A 21,055-nucleotide genomic window follows, 5' to 3' on the forward strand; every position below is an offset into this window, starting at 1 on the left:
GGGCTCGGGGTCGGTGACGTCGAGGACCGCGTTGAGCCTGCCGGACACGCACTCGGCGGCGAGCGCGTCCGTGTCCACGAGCGTGCCACGGGCGGTGTTGATCAGCGTGGCGCCGTCCGGCAGCAGGCCGAGACGGCGCTTGTCCAGCAGCCGGTACGTCTCGGGAAGGGCGGGCGCGTGCAGGGTGACCAGGCCGGCGCGGCGGCACAGGTCGTCGAGCTCGACCGGCTCGCACCCGAGTTCGCGGGCCTGGTGAGCATCCAGGTAGGGGTCGTTGAGCAGCAGCGTCCCACCGTACGGCCTGAGTCGCTCGATCACCAGCCGCCCGACGCGGGAGGCGCCGACGACACCCACGGTGGTGCCGCGGAGCCCGGCGCGCTCTCCGGGGTGGGGCAGCCCGGGGCGGAGACCGTCCGGCCAGTGGCCCGTCGCGTATGCGCGCGCCCGGCGCGGCACCGACTTGGCGGCCAGGACCAGCATCGACATCGTGTAGTCGGCCACCGGGACCGCGTTGGCCGCGGCGGCCGACGACACGACGATCCCCCGCTCGAACACCTCGGGGGCGAGGTGCCCCTTGACGCTGCCCGCGGCATGCGCGATCGCCCGCAGCCGCGGGGCGCGGTCCAGCACCGCCGCGTCGATCCGGGGGCAGCCCCACCCGGTGATCAGCACGTCCACGTCGGCGAGAGTTCCCCGAAGGTCTCGGAGCACGACGTCGGAGAGCTCGACCAGACCGGCCAGCCGCCGCCGCAGGTCGGCGGGGAAGATCTCGTCGAACAGGGTGTGCTGCATCGCGAAGGCGGCTCTCACCGCCCGCTCCCCAGCCGCTTCACCGAGCTCCTGACCACGATGTGGGTGCCGAGCATGATCGGCGGCTCGGTCAGCGGGTCCTTGCTGGACAGGGCGAGGCGTACGGCGGCCCGGCCCAGCTCGGTGTGCGGCAGGTGGACGGTGGTCAGCCCGATGTCCTCGGCGGGGGGCACGTCGTCGTAGCCGACGATGGAGATGTCGTCGGGAATGCGCAGCCCGTGCTCGCGTATCGCCTGCACGGCGCCGGCGGCGATCACGTCGGTGGCGGCGAAGACCGCGGTGAAGTCGCGGGGCCCGTCGGCGAGCCGCTGCTTCATCGCGGTGTACCCGCTCCGCCGGTCGAAGTCGCACCGCGTCTCCAGCGCCGGGTCATGCTCGATCCCGTGGTCCGCGAGGGCCGCGCGGTAGCCCGCCACCCGGGTGTCCGACGTGGTGTGGCCGGGACGGAGCCCCAGGTAGAGGATGCGCCGGTGCCCGGCGGACAGCAGGTGGGCGGTGATCGCGTGTGCCCCGCCGGTGTTGTCGAAGCCCACGGTGAGCGCCGGCACGCCCTCGCCGAGCGGCGGCCGGCTGCACAACACCAGGCGGGAGCCGGAGGCGGCCAGCGCGTGGGCATAGCGCGTCATGCGCTGCAGGTAGTCGTCGTCCAGGATCACGCTGCCCACCAGGATCACCGCCTCGGCCCGCTGCTCGCGCATCGTCTGGACGAACGCCAGCTCGCGTTCGGGGTCGCCGCCGGTGGTGCAGATGAGCGACAGGCGTCCCTCGGCGGCGGCCTGCTCCTCCACGCCCTGGGCGATGTAGGCGTAGTACGCCGTGTTCACCGAGTTGACGACGATGGCCACGGCGCCGGGCGAGGCCACGGACAGCGCCCTGGCCTGGGCGTTCGGCACGTAGTCGAGCTCGCGCACGGCGCGGAGCACCTTGCGCCTGGTGCTCGGCTGCACCGGATAGTCGCCGGCCAGAGCGCGCGAGACGGTCGCCACCGAGACCCCGGCGTGCTTGGCGACGTCGCGGATGGTGACGCGTCTAGCCGGTCCAGACAACGCGCTCCCCCACGGATCCGAGCCGGCTGTAGGCGGGCTCGCGGCCGAGCCGGACCTCGACCCGAGACCCAGCGGAATCATGCCACGAGACCTGGTCACCCTCCACCTGAATTTGCGGGGGCGTCGCGGAGGAGTCACGGCCCAGCCGGACCGCCGAGACGAAGACGGCGGTCCGGCCTTCCGCGTGGGCGCCGACGAGGTAGGGCGTGGCCGAGTGGGCGCCGATCGCGTTCTCGTCCTGGCGGAGCGCGGCCTGGGCGGTGCGCCAGCCGTGCAGCCCGACGATCTTGCTCACCAGGTCGCTGCCGGCCTTCGCCGAGGCGGTGAGCCCGGCCAGCGTGACCGCGCACGGTTCGCCGGAGGCGACGGCGTGCCCGCCGTCGCGGACCACGCTGCCCGTCGGGGCGGTGACGCGGTGCACGCGCACCTCCCACGGGCCGTCGAGCACGGAGGCGGTCTCCACGACGGTCTCGCCGTCGACGTAGCGGGAGGCGGCGAAGCCGTCGGCGATCCCGACGCGCTCGATGCGGCGGCGCCGGGTGGGCCGCCCGTCGGGGAGGACCACGGTGAGGTGGTTGTCGATGTTCTCGGCCCGGCCGCCGGGGCCGGTCTCCGGCGCGGTGTGGGTGGAGTAGCCGAGCTTGGCGTAGTGGGGGTCGTCCCTGGCGGTGTCGGGGTCGTTGCCGTCGCTGCCGTGGTTGACCAGGCGGGTGACCCCGTCCGTGCGGTGCAGCAGCCAGCCGGGCGCGGGCATGGCCAGGCTGAGGTCGCCGTCGTCGGGCTCTGCGGCCGGCGCCGTCCACACCGGGTGGCCGGGGCCGAGCAGCAGCCCCAGGAACCCCTTGGAGGCCCAGTACGGTGACGCGGGCCCGGAGTATCCCTGGGTCATCGGGAGATAGGGGCGGTGCCAGCCGAGGCTGAGCAGGCCGCGCTCGTCGGGCGCGCCGCGGGCCGCGAAGTGGTCGAGCGTGCGGTCCGCCATCAGGCGCGTGGTGCCCGGTTCGATCGGCGACGCGTCGAAGAGCGTGCCGAGCCAGAGCGGGGCCAGGCTCGCCATCCGGTAGGTGAGCGAACGCCCCTGATGCATGGGGGCGCCGTCGGGCGCGAACAGGTGGCGGTAGCCGTCGAGGAAGGTGCGGAGGCGTTCCCGGTAGACCGTGGCGTCGGCGCCCGACATCCTGGTCCACCACAGCGTGTAGAGGTGCATCGCCCAGCCGCAGTAATAGTCGTAGTTCTGTCCGGCTCCGTCGGTGTACCAGCCGTCACCGACGTACCAGCGCTCGACGTCCGCGAGGTGCCGCTCGATCTCGTCCTTGTCGTACGGCCCCCCGACCCCGGCGAGGAACTGCTCGACGATCACCTTGAACAGCACCCAGTTGCACGGCCAGGCGCGCTTGCCCACGATCCCGCCCAGCCAGGACACCACCCGCTCCTGGACCCCGGGGTCGAGCCGGTCGAACAGCAGCGGCCGGGTCTCGTGCAGCGCGATCGCGATCGAGGCCGCCTCGACGATCGTCTGGTGCCCGTCGGCGATGGGAAGCCAGGCGAACTCGTGGCCGGGGTCGGTGCCGTGCGCGAGCCCCTCGGCGTACCGCTCGAGCAGGGTCGCGGGCGCGTCGGCCGGGTCGCCGGCGAGGCGGAATGAGGCGAGCACGAACGTGCGCGCGAACCCCTCGAGACCGTCGGACGCGGGGCCCGCCCAGCTCGCACGGCCCGGCAGACGGTACTGCGCGAAACCGGGAGTGGCGTACGGCGTCACCGCGTCCAGCAGCCCGTCGGCGACATTCACCCAGTGCTCGCGGGGACGGTCAGCGCGCATGACGACTCCCTAGTAACGGGTTACTTCATTGCCGGGCTGAAGATAAGCATCCGCCGCGAGGGCCGTCAAGAGTCAATAAATCACGACATAACGAGATGCTAACAACTCGACGGTCACCACGGTGAAACCCCAGCTGAGCTCGGCATTCCACGGAATCGTACCGCAGGGGAGGGGCTTGACGACCGTGTGGCCGACTCTTAACGTTCAGCGCAACTTGTCGAGTAACCGGTTACTACGCCATTCGCCCCTCAGTCCTTTGGAGTCTCGACATGACCGATCGGATCGCCCCCCACTGGCTCAGCCGCCGCGACCTGATGAGGCTCGGCGGCGGCGCCCTCCTCGTCACCACGTCGCTGACGGCGTGTTCCAGCGGCGAGCCGCAGGGCGGCGCCGCCGCGTCGAAGAGCGCACCCCCGGCCAACCGCCCGCTGGAGTCGCCGATGCTCGCCGAGCGGATCAGGTCAGGGAAGCTGCCGCCGCTGGCCGAGCGGCTCCCCGCGGTGGCCGACCGCCTGGTGGTGGACGGCCCGGAAGGGCTCGGCGGCTACGGCGGCACCTACCGCGGCGCCTGCCTCGGTGAGGGCGACGACCCCTGGCTGGAGCGCCTGATCGCCTACGAGCCGATGGTGCGCGTCGATCCCACGATGAAGACCACCATGCCGGGCACGTTCAAGGAGATCACCGCCAACGCCGAGGGCACCGAGTACACGCTGCACATGCGCAAGGGCATGCGCTGGTCGGACGGCGAGCCGTTCACCGCGGACGACGTGATGTTCGCGATCGAGGACGTCTACTTCAACGAGAAGGTCACCCCGGCCGGGGTGCCGTCGCTGCTCCAGACGGAGGGCGGGCGCGCCAAGGCCCAGAAGGTCGACGACCACACCGTGAAGATCACGTTCCCCGACCCCAAGGGCGACTTCATCGACGAATGCCGCGGCGCCATCTGGTGGTCGGTCAACTTCGGCTTCTTCCCCAAGCACTACCTGAAGGACTTCCACCCGACGTACAACAAGGACCTCGACAAGGACATCAAGAAGAGAGGGTTCGGGGAGTTCACCCCGTACTGGGAGGACCGGATCAAGTGGTGGAACAACCCTGAGCGTCCCACCCTGCACGCGTGGGTGATCACCGACCCGCTCAACACCGGCGACCGGGTGGTGGCCGAGCGCAACCCGTACTACTGGAAGGTCGACTCCGGCGGCGCCCAGCTCCCGTACATCGACAAGATGGAGTTCGCGATTATCCAGGAGGCGGAGGTGATGCTGCTCCAGGCCGTGGACGGCAAGCTCGACTTCCACGCCAGGCACATCAACTCCGACGTGAACAAGCCGGTGCTCGCCGAGGGCCGACAGAAGGGCGGCTACCGCTTCGTCAAGGTCGAGACCACCTCGATGAACCGGCTGATCATCTCGCTGAACCTGTGCCACAAGGACAAGGAACTGCGGGAGATCTTCAGGAACAAGGACTTCCGCATCGGCCTGTCCCACGCCATCGACCGCCAGAACATCATCGACACCGCCTACCAGCGCCAGGGCGAGCCGTGGCAGGCCGCTCCGCACCGCAACTCCGAGTTCTTCGACGAGCAGATGGCGAAGCAGTACACGCAGTACGACGTTAACCTGGCCAACCAGCACCTCGACAGGGCCGGCCTGACCGAGAAGGACGGCGACGGTTTCCGCCTGTTGCCGGGCGGCGAGCGGCTGCGCTTCTCCCTCGACCTGATCACGCTGTTCCCCGAGTGGGCCAACGCCGCCGAGCTGGTCCGCCAGAACTGGGCGGCGGTCGGCGTCGAGATGAAGGTGAACCCGATCGAGCGGACCCTGTTCTACGACCGCAAGATGGCCAAGAACAACGAGCACGACGCGAACGTCTGGGCCGGCGACGGCGGCTACCGCGTGGAGATCCAGGAAGCGCGCTGGTGGTTCCCCAACGGCGAGGAGTCCAACTACGCCACCCCCTGGGGCGTGTACTTCCAGACGGACGGCAAGGGCGAGCACGCGCAGGACCCGCCCGCGGAGACGCTCCGCCAGATGGAGCTGTACGGGCAGATGAGGGCCGAACCGGATCAGGCCAAGCGTAAGGAGATGTTCCGGCAGATCCTCGCGATCGCGAAGGAGCAGTTCTACGTCATCGGTCTCGTCCTGCCCACCGACGGCTACGCGATCGCGAGCAACAAGCTGCACAACGTGCCGGAGAGCTACCCGGACGCGTTCCTGCACCTGGCACCCGGCCCGACCGACCTGCCCACCTGGTACTTCGGAGCTTGATCCATGCTCCGCTACATCGGCAGGCGGATCCTCATCCTCATCCCGACCCTCGCCGCGATCTCCGTCATCACCTTCGTGGTGATCCAGCTGCCTCCCGGCGACTACCTGACCACGCTCACCGCGCAGCGGGCCGCCCAGGGCGACTCCATGCCCACGGGCGAGCTGGCCCGCCTGACCGAGCGCTACGCCCTGGACGAGCCGGTGATCGTGCAGTACTGGCAGTGGATCTCCAACATCCTCCTCCACGGCGACTTCGGCGAGTCCTTCGACTATGCCCGGCCGGTGTCCGCGCTGCTCGCCGAGCGCCTGCCGCTGACGATCGCGCTGTCGGTGAGCACCCTGATCTTCATCTGGGTGGTGTCGTTCCCCATCGGGGTCTACTCCGCGATCCGGCAGTACTCGCTGGGCGACTACGGTTTCACCTTCCTCGGCTACCTCGGGCTCGCCGTGCCCAACTTCCTGATCGCGCTCCTGCTGATGTGGATCGGCCTGCAGTTCTTCGACCTGAACGCGGGCGGCATCCTGTCGCCGGAGTACCGCGACGCGCCATGGAGCCCGGCCAAGGTCGGCGACCTGCTGGCCCACCTGTGGGTCCCGATCGTCATCTGGGGCACGGCCGGCACCGCGGGCAACATCCGGGTGCTGCGCGCCAACCTGCTGGACGAGCTGCGCAAACCGTACGTGGTGGCGGCGAGGGCGCGGGGCATGCCCGAACGCACGATGACGATCACCTATCCGGTACGGGTGGCGATGAACCCGTTCTTCTCCACGATCGGCTGGATCCTGCCCGGGCTGATCGCGGCCGACGCCATCACCTCCAAGGTGCTGAACCTCCAGACGACCGGGCCCTTGATGCTGCGCGCGCTGCTCGCCCAGGACATGTACCTCGCCGGCGCGATCCTGCTGATCAGCGCGGTGCTCGTGGTGATCGGCACGCTGGTCTCCGACATCGCGCTGGGCTGGCTGGATCCGCGGGTCCGGCTGAGGTATTAGGAGCCGACTTTGCGAAAAGAACAGGACGTCGACGTCGCCTCGCAATGGAAGCTCGTCTGGTGGGGCTTCAAGCGTCACCGGGTCGCGCTGGTCTGCGGGTTCGTCACCCTGGCCATCTACCTGGTGGCGGTCTTCGCGCCGTTCCTGGCCCCGGGCTCGGGTCAGAAGACCAACTCCGACTACATCTACGCCCCGCCGCAGGCGCTGCAGTTCGACCTCGACACCGGGCTGTACGTCCACCCGTACACGTTGAAGCAGGACCCGGAGACGCTGGCCCTGTCGTTCGCGGCGGACGAGACCAAGAAGGTGCCGGTCGGGTTCTTCGTCAAGGGGGAGCCGTACGAGCTGCTCGGGTTCATCCCGTGGGACCGGCACCTGTTCGGGCCGGAGAACCCCGGCGGACCGCCCATGTACCTGCTGGGCGCCGACTCGGTGGGCCGCGACCTGCTGTCGAGGATCATCAGGGGCACCACGGTCTCGATGTCGATCGGGCTGGTCGGCGTGCTGCTCTCGCTGGTGCTGGGCATCGTGCTCGGCGGCGTGTCCGGGTATTTCGGCGGGCGGACGGACACGCTGATCCAGCGGGTCATCGAGATCATCATGTCGATCCCGACGATCCCGCTGTGGATGGCGTTGTTCGCGGCGGTGCCCGCGTCATGGAGCCAGCTCGAACGGTACTTCGCGCTCACCGTCGTCATCTCGCTGGTCGGCTGGACCGGGCTGGCGCGCGAGGTGCGCGGCAAGTTCTTCGCGGTGCGCGGCGAGGAGTACGTCATGGCCGCCACCGCGGACGGCGCCGGGCGGCTCCGGATCATGTTCCGGCACATGTTGCCCTCCTTCACCAGTCACATCATCGCCAGCCTGTCGTTGTCGATCCCGTCGGTGATCCTCGCCGAGACCGCGCTGTCGTTCATCGGGCTCGGCCTGCAGACCCCGATGATCAGCTGGGGCGTGCTGCTGCAGGAGGCGCAGAACATCAGGGCCGTCTCGACGGCGCCGTGGATGCTGATCCCCGGCATCGCGGTGGTGATCACCGTGCTGGCCATGAACTTCTTCGGCGACGGGCTGCGTGACGCGGCCGACCCGTACAAGCACTAGGAGCGTCCGTGGAAGAACCGCTGCTCACCATCGAGGGGTTGCGCACACACTTCTTCACCTCGGAAGGCGTGCTGAAGGCCGTGGACGGCGTGGATCTCGCGGTCCCGGCCGGGAAGACCGTCTGCCTGGTCGGGGAGTCCGGCTGCGGCAAGTCCGTGACCGCCCGCTCGATCCTCCAGCTCGTGGACAGGCCCGGCCGGATCGTCGAGGGTTCGATCCGCTGGAAGGGCGGGCTCGACCTGGCCGCGCTCGACCCCACAGGGGAGGAGATCCGGCGGGTCCGCGGCGGCGAGATCGGCATGGTCTTCCAGGAGCCGATGGCCTCGCTGTCGCCCATGTACACGGTGGGCGCCCAGCTCTCCCAGGCGCTTCGGCTCCATCGTGACCTCAGCAGGCAGCAGGCCAGGGAGGAGGGCGTCGCGCTGCTGCGCAAGGTCGGCATCCCCAACGCCGAGCAGCGCTTCGACGCCTACCCCTTCCAGCTGTCCGGCGGCATGTGCCAGCGCGTCATGATCGCGATCGCGCTGTGCTGCGACCCGGCGCTGCTGATCGCCGACGAGCCGACCACCGCGCTCGACGTCACCACCCAGGCGCGCATCGTCGACCTGATGGTGGACCTGCGGGCGCAGAACGACATGGCGATGTTGTTCATCACCCACGACCTCGGCGTGGTGGCGGAGGTCGCCGACGAGGTCGCCGTGATGTACCTCGGCAAGGTCGTGGAGCACGGCACGGCCGAGAAGATCTTCAACGATCCGCGCCACCCGTACACCCGCGCGCTGCTCCGCTCCATCCCGAAGCTCCGCGGCGGCGCGGCCCGGCGCCGGCTGACCGCGATCCGCGGCATGGTGCCGTCCCTGCGTCAGGTGCCGGAGGGGTGCTCATTCCACAGCCGTTGCGACCACGCGATCGACGGCGTGTGCGACACCACGGCGCCCCCGCTCAAGCGGCACGGCGAGGCGCACCTGGCGTACTGCCATCTCGACGAGGTGCCGGCCGAGCGCCTGGACCCGGCCGTCCAGGTCACCGGTCGGAGCGCGGTCGAGGAGGCCGAGCCGCTGCTCAGAGTCGAAGGGCTGGCCATGCGCTACCCGATCGGCGGCGGGTTGTTCCGCAAGCCGGCGGGGTTCGTCCGGGCGGTGGACGGGGTCGACCTGACGATCCTGCCCGGCCAGACGCTCGGCCTGGTGGGGGAGTCCGGATGCGGGAAGACCACGCTCGGGCGCTGCGTCGCCCGCCTGATCGAGCCGACCGCGGGGCGGATCCTCTACCGCGAGGAATCGGGCGACGAGGTGGATCTCGCCGCGGTCACGGGGGCCCGGCTGAAGGCGTACCGGCGGCAGATTCGCATGATCTTTCAGGATCCGTTCTCCTCGCTCAACCCGCGGATGACCCTCCAGCAGATCGTCGGCGAACCGCTCAGGACCAGCGGCATCGCCGGCGGCAGCGAGCTCAGGGACCGGGTCGCCGACATGCTCACCCGCGTCGGCCTGCGCCCCGAGTACATGCAGCGCTACCCCCACGCGTTCTCCGGCGGCCAGCGGCAGCGCATCAACATCGCCCGCGCCCTGATCACCGGACCCCGCCTGGTGATCGCCGACGAACCCGTCTCCGCGCTGGACGTCTCCGTCCGCGCCCAGATCCTCAACCTGCTCACCGACCTGCAGGAGGAGCTCGGGCTCACCTACCTGTTCATCTCGCACGACCTGTCCGTGGTCGAGCACATCAGCGACCGGGTGACGGTCATGTACCTGGGCAAGGTCGTGGAGGACGCGGACACCGCCGGCCTCTACCGGCGGCCGCGCCATCCCTACACCGAGGCGCTCCTGGACGCCGTGCCGGTGCCCGATCCCGCTCTGCGGCGGGAGCGGCGCACGCCCGACACCGGCGACGACCTGCCCGACCCGGCCGCGCCGCCGCCAGGGTGCCGGTTCCACACCAGGTGCGCGCACGTCCGCCCCGAATCGTGCCGCACCGACGTGCCCGAACTGCGGGCGTACGGCGAGCGGCGGCTGGCGGCCTGCCACCACGCCGCCCAGCTCACCCTCGCAGGGGTCGGCTCGACGGCGCGCGAGGTCGGGACCGGCGGCTAGATCGGGCCGTCGTCACGGAGATCCGTCCGCGTGGGCGCGGGCCCGCCACAGGAGGTAGACGAAGTACGGCGTGCCGATCAGCGCCGTGACGAGCCCCGCCGGCACTTGCGCGGGCGCGATGACCGTACGCCCCAGCGTGTCGGCGAGACTCACCAGCAGCGCGCCGAGCAGCGCCGCCACCGGAAGAACCCGGGAGTGGCGGGCGCCCACCATGGCCCGGGCGGCGTGCGGGGCCACCAGGCCGACGAAGGCGACCACGCCGACCGCCGACACCGCCGTGGAGGTGAGCAGCACGGCGCCCGCGAGCGCGGCCAGCCGTACGGGCTCCAGGGGGACGCCCAGGATGCGCGGGCTGTCCTCGTCCAGGGAGAGCAGGTCCAGGTCCCGGCGCAGCCAGGCCAGCAGCGGCACGGCCAGCAGCAGGGCCAGCACGACCGGGACGAGCTGCGCCGGCACGCGCCCGTACGTGGAGCCGGACAGCCAGGTCAGGGCCAGGGCGGTGTTCCACGGATCGGCCTTGACGATGATCAGCACGGTGAGGCTCGTACAGGCGGCCTGCACGGCGATCCCGATGAGGACGAGCCGGTCGGAGCTCAGGCCGCCGCGCCACGCCAGCACGTAGACCAGGCCGAAGGCGATCAGCGCGCCCAGGCCCGCCGCGCCGGTCATGGCCCAGATGCCGGCCAGCGGCGCCATGGTCAGCAGCGAGATCGCGCCGACGCCGGCCCCCGTGGTGACGCCCAGCACGCCCGGCTCGGCGAGCGGGTTGCGGCACACCGCCTGCACGGCGGTGCCGGCCACGGCCAGCGCCGCCCCCGCGAGCACGGCGGCCAGGACCCGCGGGTATCGCTGGTCGAGCACGAAGGTCAGGGCCCGGCCGGTACGGCCCTGCAGCCAGTTCAGCACGTCACCGGTCAGCAACCAGCGGTCGCCGGCCAGCAGGCCCAGGATCAGCGCCCCGGCCAGCAGCGCCGCGAGCGTGACGGCCACGGTCAGGAAGGCCGCGCGGGACCGGGTGGCGCCGGTGCGCGCGGCCGGCGGCCGGCGGGTCGGTCCCGCGTCCCGGTAGCGGCGCGCCAGCCACACCATCGCGCCCGCGCCGAGCAGCGTGGTCACGACGCCGGGCGGCACCTCCACCCCGGCCTGCGCGCCCAGCACGGCACGGAGCGCGATGTCGGAGCCCAGCACGATGAGCACGCCGGCCAGCCCCGACAGGGGGAGCAGCGACCTGTTCCTGTGCAGCCCGGGGATCGACCTGGGCAGCAGCCGGACGATCACCGGGGCGCAGAGGCCGACGAACCCGATCGGCCCCGACACGGTCACGGCGGCGGCCGACAGCACGATGGCCAGCAGCGTGAGCCACAACCGCAGGCGCCGCACGTTCACGCCGAGCACCGAGGCGGTGTCGTCGCCGAGGCCGAGGATGTCCAGCCGCGGTCCGGCCAGGATCGCCGCCACCATCGCCACCGCGATCACCGGGCCGAACTGGCTGACGGCGCGCAGGTCGCTCTGCACGAGGGATCCGCTGCCCCAGGCGTACAACCCGGTGGTCTCCTCCTCGAAAAGGATCATCACGAGGTTGGTGAGCGAGTGGAGCGCCAGCGCCGTGGCGGAGCCGGCCAGGATCAGCCGGGTGGTGCCGCTGCGCCCGCCCGCCGACATGGCCATCACCAGGGCGGCCGCGGCCAGGCCGCCGAACAGGGCCAGCCCGCCCGACAGCGGCAGGGGCATGACCAGGCCGAACGCGGCCGCCGCGGCGATGGCGAAGTACGCGCCGGAGCTGACGGCCAGCGTGTCCGGCGAGGCCATCGGGTTGCGGGCGACCGACTGCAGCAGCGAGCCCGCCACGCCCAGCGCGCAACCGACGGTGACGCCGGCCAGCAGCCGGGGCAGCCGCGAGGCCAGCAGGACGCGGGCGGCCTCCTCGCTCCCGCCGGAGGTCCCGCCGAAGAGCAGGGCCAGCAGGTCGAGCGCGCCCACCGACGACGTGCCCTGCGTCACGTGCACGGCGGCCACCAGGACGGTGGCGGCCGCGGCGAGCAGGAAGACCCCGGCGGTCCCCAGCCGCCGCAGAGGCGTGGCCGGAGGCGCCGGAGCCAGGACAGGGACGCTCAACCCGCGTACGCCTTCACCAGCGCCTCGGCGTACTGCCGGCACGACAGCGGCCCGCCGAAGGTCCAGATGCCGTCGGGCAGCTTGGTGACCTGCCCCTTGGCCACGAACGGCAGCGACTTCCAGATGGCGTTGCTCTCCAGGCCGTCGGTGAACACGTCCACGCCGTCGGAGGCGTTGTAGAAGAAGCGGATGTCCGGGTCCTTCAGCGCGGAAAGGCCCTCGACGTCGGTGGCGCCGAGCCCCCACACCTCGTCGACCTTGCCGGTCCAGGCGTTCTTCAGGCCGAGGCGGATGGCGACCTGGGAGACGAGCGAGCCCTCGCCGAAGGGGCGGATCGAGATCGTGCTGCCCTGCTTCCACCCGTCGGCCATGACGAACGGCTTGCCCGCGGCGCCGGCGGCGGCGATCTTCTCCTTGGCGGCGGCCAGCGCCGCGTCGAAGTCGGCCATGAGCTTGTCGGCCTCGTCCGTCTTGCCGACCGCGGTCGCGATCGTTCTGAGGTCGTCGCCCATGCGCTTGAGGTTGTCCTTGGCGTCGCTGCCCTTGAACGCCAGCACCGGCACGAACTTCTCCAGCTGGCTCACCAGCGCCGTGTCGCGTTCGGCCTCCATGACGACCAGGTCGGGCTGGAGCGCGCTGATGGAGTCGACGCTGGGCTCCTGCCGGCTGCCGACGTCCTTGACCGAGGCGTCGAGCTTGATGGAGGTGTTCCAGGTGCCGTAGCCCTTCACGTCGGCCACGCCCACGGGCATGACGCCGAGGGAGGCCAGCATCTCGGTCTCGCCCCACTCCAGGCTGACCACCCTGGTCGCCGGGCGGTCGAGGGTGACCTGCTTGCCGCGGTCGTCGCTGACGGTCACGGCGGCGGCGGTCGAGCCGCCGGGAGAGGGGGCCTGCTCGGTGACGGGCGCCTCGGTGGTGCCGCAGGCGCCGAGGGTCACGATCGCGGCGAGCGCCGTCAACGCGCTGCGCAGTGAGGTCATGGTCATTCCTGTCATGTCGTGGCGGGGACGTCTCTGGTGTGCCGGCCGATCGGCCGGGTGCTCACCGTCCCCGTCCTGGGGTCGTGGCTGACCTCGATGCGGATGCCGTACGTGTCGCTGAGCAGGTCCTCGGTGAGCACCTGTGCGGGCGGGCCGTCGGCGAGGACCCGGCCCTCCCGCAGGAGCACGACGTGGTCGGCGATCTCGGCGGCCTGGTTGAGGTCGTGCAGGACGACGCCGATCGCCACGCCGTGCTCGTCGGCCAGGTCGCGGACGAGCTCCAGCAGCTCCACCTGGTAGCGCAGGTCGAGAAACGTGGTGGGCTCGTCGAGCAGCAGCACGCCGGTGTCCTGCGCCAGGCAGGTGGCCAGCCAGACGCGCTGCAGCTCGCCGCCGGACAGCTCGTCGACGGGGCGCTCCGCCATCGCCGTCACGCCGGTCAGCTCCATGGCCCGGCGGACGGCCTCGGAGCCGCCGGGGTCGCCGGCTCTCCAGCGCCCCCTGTAGGGGTGGCGGCCGTACCCGACGACGTCGCGGACCTGCACGCCGCCGGGGGTGGGGCGGCTCTGCGACAGGAGCGTCACCCGCCGCGCGAAGTCGCGGGCCGACAGGGCCAGCGCGGAGGCGCCGTCGCCCAGCGTCACGGTGCCGCGGTCGGGACGGTGCAGCCGGGCCAGGGCGCGCAGCAGCGTGGATTTGCCGCTGCCGTTCGGGCCCACCAGCGCGGTGACGTGGCCGGGCCGCAGCGCGATGCGGCCGTCCTCGACCACGGTGGTTCCGTGGTAGCTGAGGCACAGCTCCGCCCCGCGCAGAGAGATCTCCTCGGTCATGAGGATAGGTTAGGCTAACCTTGCCAAATTATCACCATGTCGCACTTGCGCATTTATGTGCTATTTGGCGAACGCCGGGCGGGCCGGCGCAACCACAGGCCGCCCGTGGCGGCGAAGACGACCAGCAGCCCCGTGGCCACCAGCACCCGTCCGTCCGGCCCCGCCATGCCGCCGCCCCCGGTCGCGACGCCACCCGTCGGGAGCTCGGTCACGGTCCTGGTCGTGGTGGGGGCCGGGCTGGTGGTCGTGTCCTCAGGGGCGGAGGTCTCGGGGTCGGGCGTCGGCGAGTCGGTGGTCCCGCCAGGGCTGGGGCTGGGGCTGGTGGACTGTCCGCCGACGGTGAGCGGATATTCCCGCAGCGACTCCTTGTCGATGACCTCGCACTCGATCACGCGCTCCTGCGGAGTGGGGCCGAAGTTGACGGCGGCGGCGTGCACCGTGCCCGTGCCCGGGAAGTTCGCGGTGGTCCTCATCTCGACGGTCGTCGCGGGCAGCGTGATCGGCTGCCCTGGAGTGACCGTGCCGAGCTGGCCGACTCCCGTCGCGGATGTCAGCCTGTCGATCCCGTCGATGCCCGCGTAGGCGTACATCTTGAGCTGGCCCTCGGTGACCGTCGTGGGGGCGAGCAGCCTCGCGGAGCCGACGTAGGAGCCGCGCCAGCCGATCGTCATCTGCGTGCCCACCGTGGCGTCCGTGGGCACCGTCAGCTCGATGTCGAGGCTGATCTGCTGTTGCATGCCCGTCGCGATGGTTTCGCACGTGTACGCCACCGTGTCGGCGTGCGCCGCCGAGGGCAGGGCGGTGTACGCGAGGGCCAGGGCCATGGCAGGGACGGCCAGTCGTACGCGCAAGGCGGCTCCTTGAGGCAGATGGTGCGCAAGAGGAGACGGGGCGCGACGGCATTTGGTTGACAGATGTGTCCGCATCGGGACAACGCGCGCGTTTCCTGGACCGGCCGTTCCGTGGCTGGTTCATGACATGTCTGAACTTCGCCAAGCCCGAAAGTCCCATGACCAGCACGATTGTGCCAGATTAGATCAGCTAAAACGACGCATATGTGGAGGAAAGCGATGTGGCCTGGTCGATGGGGCCCAGTTCGGCGATGGGCCGCGGCGGCAGCCGCGCTGGCGGTGAGCATGACACCGGTGCCGGGAGCGCGGGCCGACACCGTACCGGAGCTCTTACCGGTCGAGGACCCGCGAAGTTACGACGTCACGCTGATCACCGGTGACAAGGTGCACATCACCGTCGGCGAGGACGGCCGGCAGCGGGCGAGCGTGACCCCGCGCGACCCGGCACGCTCCGGCTTCCGCATGGTGGACCACGGCGGCGAGCTGTCCGTGGTGCCCGCCGACGTGGCGGCCCTGGTGCCGGAGAAGCTCGACCCCGCGCTGTTCAACGTGACCTCGCTGGCCGCCCAGGGCTACACCGACCAGCAGACCGACTCCATCCCGCTGATCGTGCGGCAGGACGCGGGCGCCGCGCCCCTGGCCGGGCTGACGGCCGTCAACCGGCTGGAGAGCATCGGCGCGACCGGGGTCAAGCTCGCCAAGAAGGACGCCGCCACGTTCTCGACCGGCCTGGTCACCAGCGCCGGCCTGGCCGCTGGCGTGACCAAGATCTGGCTGGACCGCAAGATCACCGCACGGCCGGTCACGAGCGCGTCCACCGCAGGGGCGGCGGCGAAGGCGGCGGCCGACGGCGACGGCGCCGGCACCACCGTCGCCGTCCTCGACAGCGGAATAGACACCGGCCACCCCGACCTGGCGGGCAAGGTCGCGGGCGCGCGCGACTTCACCTACGACGGCGACGGGGTCGACCGGTACGGCAGCGGCACGGCCATGGCGGGCGTCATCGCGGGCAGCGGCGCGTCGTCCGGAGGCGCGTACACGGGCGTCGCCCCCGGTGCGCGGCTGCTCAACGGCAAGATCATCGACGGCTCCGGCTCCGGGCTGGCCTCCTGGGCCATCGAGGGCATGGAGTGGGCGTCAGGGGAGGCGGGCGCCGAGGTCGTGACGATGGCGGTGAGCGTCCCCGGCCAGGGCGGCCCGCTCACCGACGCCGTCGACGAGCTGACCGCCAGGAACGGCACGCTCTTCGTCATGAGCACGGGCGACCGGGGCTGCCAGGCCTGCGTCGACAGTCCCTCGGACGCCCCGGCCGCGCTCACGGTCGGCGCCCTGGACGGCGAGGGCGGGCTCGCGGAGTTCTCCGGCTACGGGCCGGTGGGCCTGCACCGCGCGGTCAAGCCCGAGCTGAGCACGCCCGGCGTCGGCGTGGTCTCGACCCGCGCGGCGAACATCCAGCCCGCGGAGCCCGTCGGCGACCACTACGCGCGCTTCTCCGGGACCGCCCTCTCCGCGTCGTACGCCGCGGGCGCCGCCGCGTTGGTGCGCCAGGCCAGGCCGGGCATCACCGCTCCCGAGGTCAGGTCCGCGCTCGTGGGCGGCTCGCAAGCGCTGCCCGGCGTGCCCGTGGACAAGGGCGGAGCGGGCCGGCTCGACGTGGCCGGGGCGCTCGCGCGCACGGTGCTGGCCGGCGACGCGGTGCTCGACTTCGGGCTCACGACGGCCGGCACCGGCGGCCTGGTGACGCGTACGGTCTCCTACCGCAACTTCGGCGCGGAACCCGTCAAGGTCACCCTCGACGCCGGCGCCCCGTTCACGCTCTCCGCGACCGAGCTCACCCTGCCCGCGGGCGGGAAGGGCCAGGTGGACGTCACGCTCGACCCCGCCAAGACGCCGGCGGGCTGGGCCCGCGCGGAGCTCGTCGCGACGCCCGCCGGCGGCGCCGCGCTGCGGACGCTGCTGACCGGCAACATCGAGGTCCAGCGGGTCGAGCTCCGGGTGTCCGCCGTCGCGCGGGACGGCCGTCCCAGCCGCATGCTGCCCAGCGTGGTCGACCTGGACAGCGGCGCCATCTTCGGCCGCGAGCTGCCGAGCGACTCCGACAGGCGGTGCGAGACGGACGCCGGGTACTGCTGGCTCGTCCCGCCGGGCACGTACTCGATCGTCGGCATGATCAGCACCCTGCGGCCGGGAGCCACCAGTGAAGGCCGCGGAGACGTCGTCAACCAGAGCTTCGCCGGGTATCCGGAGATGGAGGTCGCCCGCGACACCGACGTCGTGCTCGACGCGCGCAAGGCGGTCGCAGTGAAGATCGACACGCCCGACCACCGCACCGCGCGGAACCGCGGCGCGGCCACCAAGCTCGTCTACACCAGGCAGCCGGTGAAGGGGCCCAGGTATACCGAGAGCTTCCTCGTGGAGGGCCGCCTGGAGGAGAGCTATTACCTGCAGCCCACCGCCAAGGTGACCAAGGGCGAGTTCGCCGTGGCCACGCGGTGGCGGCTGGAGGCGCCCGTGCTCACCATGCGGACGCCCGGCGTCGACCTCCACCCCGTATACGTCGATCCGGTTCACTTCAGCAACCGGTCCACGCAGTATCCGCGGCTCGACGGGACCGCGGTGCTGGCGGCCGTCGACGCCGGCGACGGCAGCGCGACGGCGCTCAAGGGCCGTGACCTGCGCGGCAGGCTGGCGCTCATCCGCCGTACGCCCGGCACTCCCGTCTCGGCCCTCGCCAACGCCGCGGGGGCGGCCGGCGCCCGCATGGTGGCGATCTACGGTGACACGCACCTGAGCGGGGGCGAGAGCCAGCTCACCGTGCCGACTGTGACGCTCACGGAGACGGAGGGCGCCCGGCTGGCCGAGCGGGCGAGCCGCCGGCCGACTCACGTCGTCGCCGAGGGCATCGTGGCCAGCCCCTACGTCTACGAGCTGTACCTGAGCGAGGAGGGCCAGGTCAGGGAGCGGCCGTCGTACGTGGCCAGGAAACGTTCGCTGGCCCGCGTGGACACGGCCTTCCACAGCCAGCTGACCGACGACATCGCCCTCTCCGAGGTCAAGTTCGGCTGGATGCCGTGGGAGACCTTTTCGTGGGACTTGGTCAGGACGGTGGCCAAGGCGCCGCGCGTGCGGACCGACTACCTGAGCCCCGCTCCCGGCGTGCGGTGGCACAGCGGGACCGACATGCCGGAGCGGTCGTACAACGCGATCTTGCCCGAGGAGGAGCAGGGCGTGATGACCGTCAGGGACGTCGTTCGCGGCTACCAGGCGGGCAAGCGGATCGAGCGCACGTGGTTGAAGCATCCGGTGGCGCCCGGGTTCCCGGCGGACTCGCCCACGCAGCGGCAGGGCGACATGCTCACCGTCGACATGCACGCCTTCGTCGACGCCGAGGGGAACACCGGGAGCCAGCCGACCGACCCGTTCCCGCACGGCTACGTGTCGGACTGGCGCATCTACAAGGGCGACGAACTGCTCGGCAGGACCGGGACGGGCGGCTCCGGCCGGATCCTGCTGCCACCGGAGCGGGCCGGCTACCGCGTGGAGTACACCGTGGAGAACCGCTCGACCTGGGCGCGCCTGTCCACCAGGACGAGGACGGTGTGGACGTTCGACTCGGAGCACGCCGAGGGCGATCCCGTGGTGCTGCCGCTGCTGGCCGTGTCGTACGACGTGCCCGTTGACCTGCGCAACCGCACCGCCTCCTCCAAGCTCGGCCTGACCGTCAACCACCAGGCGGGCGCGAAGGGCAGCGCGATCGAGGAGGTGACCCTCGAGACGTCGTCCGACGACGGCAGATCGTGGCGTCCCGCCCGCCGGCTGCGCGACAAGGGCCATGGCACGTACGAGGCCACCATCGAACGGCCCCGGTCGGGCGTGGTCTCGCTGCGCGTCACGGCCTCCGACGCCGCCGGCTCCACGGTGACGCAGGAGGTGATCCGGGCGTACGGAATCCGGTGATCCGCGAAACATCGTCTCTGGCGTTGACGACGATTCCTGCTCCAGGATACAGTCTGTCTCTGTCAAAGACGATGTTCTGCCCGCGCGGGTGCCACTTCCCGGCGTGGTAGTAATGAGATCCCCGCAGGAGGCAGGACAGGCAGAGTTGGCACCATGACCGAGCACTACCTGGGTGTTCTCGGCATCGCCGAGGCGCTGGGGGTGACCCGGCACGCGGTGCACAAATGGCGCTCCCGCTATCCGGCCGGCTCCGATCACCCGTTCCCCGAACCCGACGTCGAGATCGACGGCGCTCCCGGCTGGCGTCCCGGCCGGGTGGGGGAGATCGTCCGATGGCGCGACGGCCTGCCGGGCCGGGGCGCGGGCGGAGGCCGTCCGTCCGCGGCCCGCCAGGACTACCTCAAGGCCGCCCTGGCGCAGGGCCTCGACCGAGACGAGGCGCTGCGCGCGCTCGCCGCGTTCGTCGCGGAGTTCCCCGAGATGACCGAGCCGGAGGTCTGCGCCTGGCTCATGGAGAAGTGGCGCCGCTAGCCCGCCGGATCCCGCCAGAGCGTCCGGCGTTCCCAAGGAGACCGTGATGACCCACCTTCCCGGGCCCAGGCGCACCCCTCTCACCGCGGAGGAGAAGGCCCGGGCGGAGGCGAACTTCGTCCCCCTCGTCGCCGAACACCTCACCGCCCACGGCCGGTTCAGGGTGAGCGCCGACACCCCCGAATCGATCGGGTTGTTCCAGGAGGTCGCCCACAGGGTGGGCGAGCTGCTCGGGCGGCCCGTGGTCAGTTACGCCAACGGCAGGTACATCGTGATCGCCTTCGGCACGCAGGACTGACCGTCGTCAGCGGCACACCGTACCGGCCCCTGGCAGAGACCCACAGCAACGGAAGGCGATGACGCATGCCCGAAATCAGCGGGGAGACAGCACCGGGATTCGAAGGAGTACGTACGGCCTTCGCCCGCAATCTGGCCGACCACCAGGAGATAGGCGCCGCTGTCGCCGTCTACGTGCACGGCCGGAAGGTCGTCGACCTGTGGGGCGGCCTCGCCGACCCCAGCCGGGGCCGCCGCTGGGAGCGCGACACCCTCCAGGTCGTGTACTCCACCACCAAGGCGATCACCGCCGCCTGCGCGCTCCTGCTGGCGCAGCGGGGCGAGCTGGACCTGGACGCGCCCGTCGCGCGGTACTGGCCGGAGTTCGCGGCGCAGGGGAAGGACCGTGTCCCGGTGCGCTGGCTGCTCACCCACCAGGCCGGGCTGCCCGCCATCGACCAGCCGATCACCCCGGCCGAGGCGATCGCCTGGAAACCCATGGTGGAGGCGCTGGCCGCCCAGCGGCCCTACTGGGAGCCGGGCACGGAACACGGCTATCACGGGCTCACGTACGGGTGGCTCGTCGGAGAGGTCGTCCGCCGGGTGAGCGGCCGCAGCATCGGCGCCTTCCTCGCGGAGGAGATCGCCGGCCCGCTCGGCCTGGACCTGTGGATCGGGCTGCCGAAGAGCGAGCTGCACCGGGTCAGCCGGATCGTCACGTTCGTGCCCGGCTCAGCGGACCTGGCCGGGGTCGACCCGGACGCCCTGCCCGAATCCGTCCGCGAGATGATGCGGGCCTTCGCCGATCCGACGTCGCTGACGGTGCGCTCGATGTCCGTGGTCTCGCCCCCGCTCGACCACAACGACCCCGGCGAGCAACAGGCCGAGATGCCCTCGACCAACGGCATCTGCACGGCCCGCGCGCTGGCCCGCTTCTACGCCGCCCTCATCGGCGAGGTCGACGGGCACCGCATCCTCACCCCCGCCACCCTGGCCGCCGCGACCGCCGAACAGGTCGCCGGCCTCGACCGCATCCTGCGCATGCCCGTCAGAATCGGCACCGGCTTCGGCCTGCCGACCCCGGACGCGTTCTTCTACACCCCCACGACCTTCGGGTTCCCCGGTCTCGGCGGGTCGCTCGGCTTCGCCGACCCGGAGAGCGGGCTCGCGTTCGGCTACGTGATGAACCACGTCAAGGAGGACGGCCAGAACCGGCGAGCCGCCACCCTGGTGGAGGCGGTCAGGACCGCGGTGGGCGCCTAGATCGCTGATGTGAAATTCGGTGATCGGCTGCGGGCGTGACGAAGGGCGTCCATGGTCGGTGTGTGAAGACTGACTTGGACGCCCTTCTGACCGCACTCTATGTGCATCTGGACGATCACGTGA

The 21,055-nt window shown here is 71.4% G+C and carries 15 protein-coding genes; 8 read left to right on the plus strand and 7 right to left on the minus strand.

Going from position 1 to position 21,055, the window contains the following annotated elements; genetic code table 11:
* From E1292_RS41285 to E1292_RS41295, 3 genes are all read right to left on the minus strand, one after another.
* A partial coding sequence (locus E1292_RS41285) for a hydroxyacid dehydrogenase (RefSeq protein ID WP_132604620.1) occupies positions 1 to 810 on the minus strand: 810 nt, incomplete at its 3' end.
* Positions 807 to 1,856, minus strand: coding sequence for a LacI family DNA-binding transcriptional regulator (locus E1292_RS41290; protein WP_220447310.1), 1,050 nt, complete (start codon positions 1,854 to 1,856; stop codon positions 807 to 809). The genes E1292_RS41285 and E1292_RS41290, both read right to left, overlap by 4 nt.
* Positions 1,840 to 3,675, minus strand: coding sequence for a DUF2264 domain-containing protein (locus E1292_RS41295; RefSeq protein ID WP_132604626.1), 1,836 nt, complete (start codon positions 3,673 to 3,675; stop codon positions 1,840 to 1,842). Before E1292_RS41295 ends, E1292_RS41290 begins: the two co-directional genes overlap by 17 nt.
* Before the next feature lie 269 nt (positions 3,676 to 3,944).
* Here E1292_RS41295 and E1292_RS41300 point away from each other — a divergent pair, with 269 nt between their 5' ends.
* From E1292_RS41300 to E1292_RS55260, 4 genes are read left to right on the plus strand one after another with little or no spacing between them, the layout of a single operon-like run.
* A complete protein-coding gene (locus E1292_RS41300) occupies positions 3,945 to 5,942 on the plus strand; it encodes an ABC transporter substrate-binding protein (protein ID WP_132604629.1) in 1,998 nt (665 codons plus the stop codon).
* A gap of 3 nt (positions 5,943 to 5,945) precedes the next feature.
* Positions 5,946 to 6,935: an ABC transporter permease gene (locus E1292_RS41305; RefSeq protein WP_132604632.1), complete on the plus strand. Its 990-nt coding sequence runs from the start codon at positions 5,946 to 5,948 to the stop codon at positions 6,933 to 6,935.
* A 9-nt stretch (positions 6,936 to 6,944) separates the two neighbouring features.
* Positions 6,945 to 8,033: an ABC transporter permease gene (locus E1292_RS41310; protein WP_132604635.1), complete on the plus strand. Its 1,089-nt coding sequence runs from the start codon at positions 6,945 to 6,947 to the stop codon at positions 8,031 to 8,033.
* Positions 8,034 to 8,041: 8 nt separating this feature from the next.
* Positions 8,042 to 10,126 (plus strand): dipeptide ABC transporter ATP-binding protein, encoded by a 2,085-nt coding sequence (locus E1292_RS55260; protein WP_132604638.1) that lies wholly within the window; start codon positions 8,042 to 8,044, stop codon positions 10,124 to 10,126.
* Positions 10,127 to 10,138: 12 nt separating this feature from the next.
* On the opposite strand, the gene E1292_RS41320 is transcribed toward E1292_RS55260, so the two are convergent.
* From E1292_RS41320 to E1292_RS41335, 4 genes are read right to left on the minus strand one after another with little or no spacing between them, the layout of a single operon-like run.
* Positions 10,139 to 12,241 carry an iron ABC transporter permease gene (locus E1292_RS41320; RefSeq protein WP_132604641.1) on the minus strand — a complete coding sequence of 701 codons (2,103 nt, stop codon included), beginning with the start codon at positions 12,239 to 12,241 and terminating at the stop codon, positions 10,139 to 10,141.
* Positions 12,238 to 13,224 carry an ABC transporter substrate-binding protein gene (locus tag E1292_RS41325; protein ID WP_165975005.1) on the minus strand — a complete coding sequence of 329 codons (987 nt, stop codon included), beginning with the start codon at positions 13,222 to 13,224 and terminating at the stop codon, positions 12,238 to 12,240. The genes E1292_RS41320 and E1292_RS41325 overlap by 4 nt, the downstream gene beginning before the upstream one ends.
* 11 nt (positions 13,225 to 13,235) lie before the next feature.
* On the minus strand, positions 13,236 to 14,054 hold the full coding sequence (locus E1292_RS41330) for an ABC transporter ATP-binding protein (protein WP_132604645.1): 819 nt from the start codon (positions 14,052 to 14,054) through the stop codon (positions 13,236 to 13,238).
* Between the two features lie 53 nt (positions 14,055 to 14,107).
* A complete protein-coding gene (locus E1292_RS41335; protein ID WP_132604647.1) occupies positions 14,108 to 14,905 on the minus strand; it encodes a hypothetical protein in 798 nt (265 codons plus the stop codon).
* A 285-nt stretch (positions 14,906 to 15,190) separates the two neighbouring features.
* Between E1292_RS41335 and E1292_RS41340 the strand changes: the two genes are divergently transcribed.
* The 4 genes from E1292_RS41340 (at position 15,191) to E1292_RS41355 (ending at position 20,932) form a co-directional block, all read left to right on the plus strand.
* A complete protein-coding gene (locus tag E1292_RS41340; protein WP_246090692.1) occupies positions 15,191 to 18,862 on the plus strand; it encodes a S8 family peptidase in 3,672 nt (1,223 codons plus the stop codon).
* Between the two features lie 153 nt (positions 18,863 to 19,015).
* Positions 19,016 to 19,393 carry a hypothetical protein gene (locus E1292_RS41345; protein WP_132604651.1) on the plus strand — a complete coding sequence of 126 codons (378 nt, stop codon included), beginning with the start codon at positions 19,016 to 19,018 and terminating at the stop codon, positions 19,391 to 19,393.
* A gap of 46 nt (positions 19,394 to 19,439) precedes the next feature.
* Positions 19,440 to 19,691 carry a hypothetical protein gene (locus E1292_RS41350; RefSeq protein ID WP_132604653.1) on the plus strand — a complete coding sequence of 84 codons (252 nt, stop codon included), beginning with the start codon at positions 19,440 to 19,442 and terminating at the stop codon, positions 19,689 to 19,691.
* Between the two features lie 65 nt (positions 19,692 to 19,756).
* Positions 19,757 to 20,932 carry a serine hydrolase domain-containing protein gene (locus tag E1292_RS41355; protein ID WP_132604655.1) on the plus strand — a complete coding sequence of 392 codons (1,176 nt, stop codon included), beginning with the start codon at positions 19,757 to 19,759 and terminating at the stop codon, positions 20,930 to 20,932.
* Positions 20,933 to 21,055 lie beyond the last annotated feature (123 nt).

The organism is Nonomuraea deserti, assembly GCF_004348685.1.
GTDB lineage: Bacteria > Actinomycetota > Actinomycetes > Streptosporangiales > Streptosporangiaceae > Nonomuraea > Nonomuraea deserti.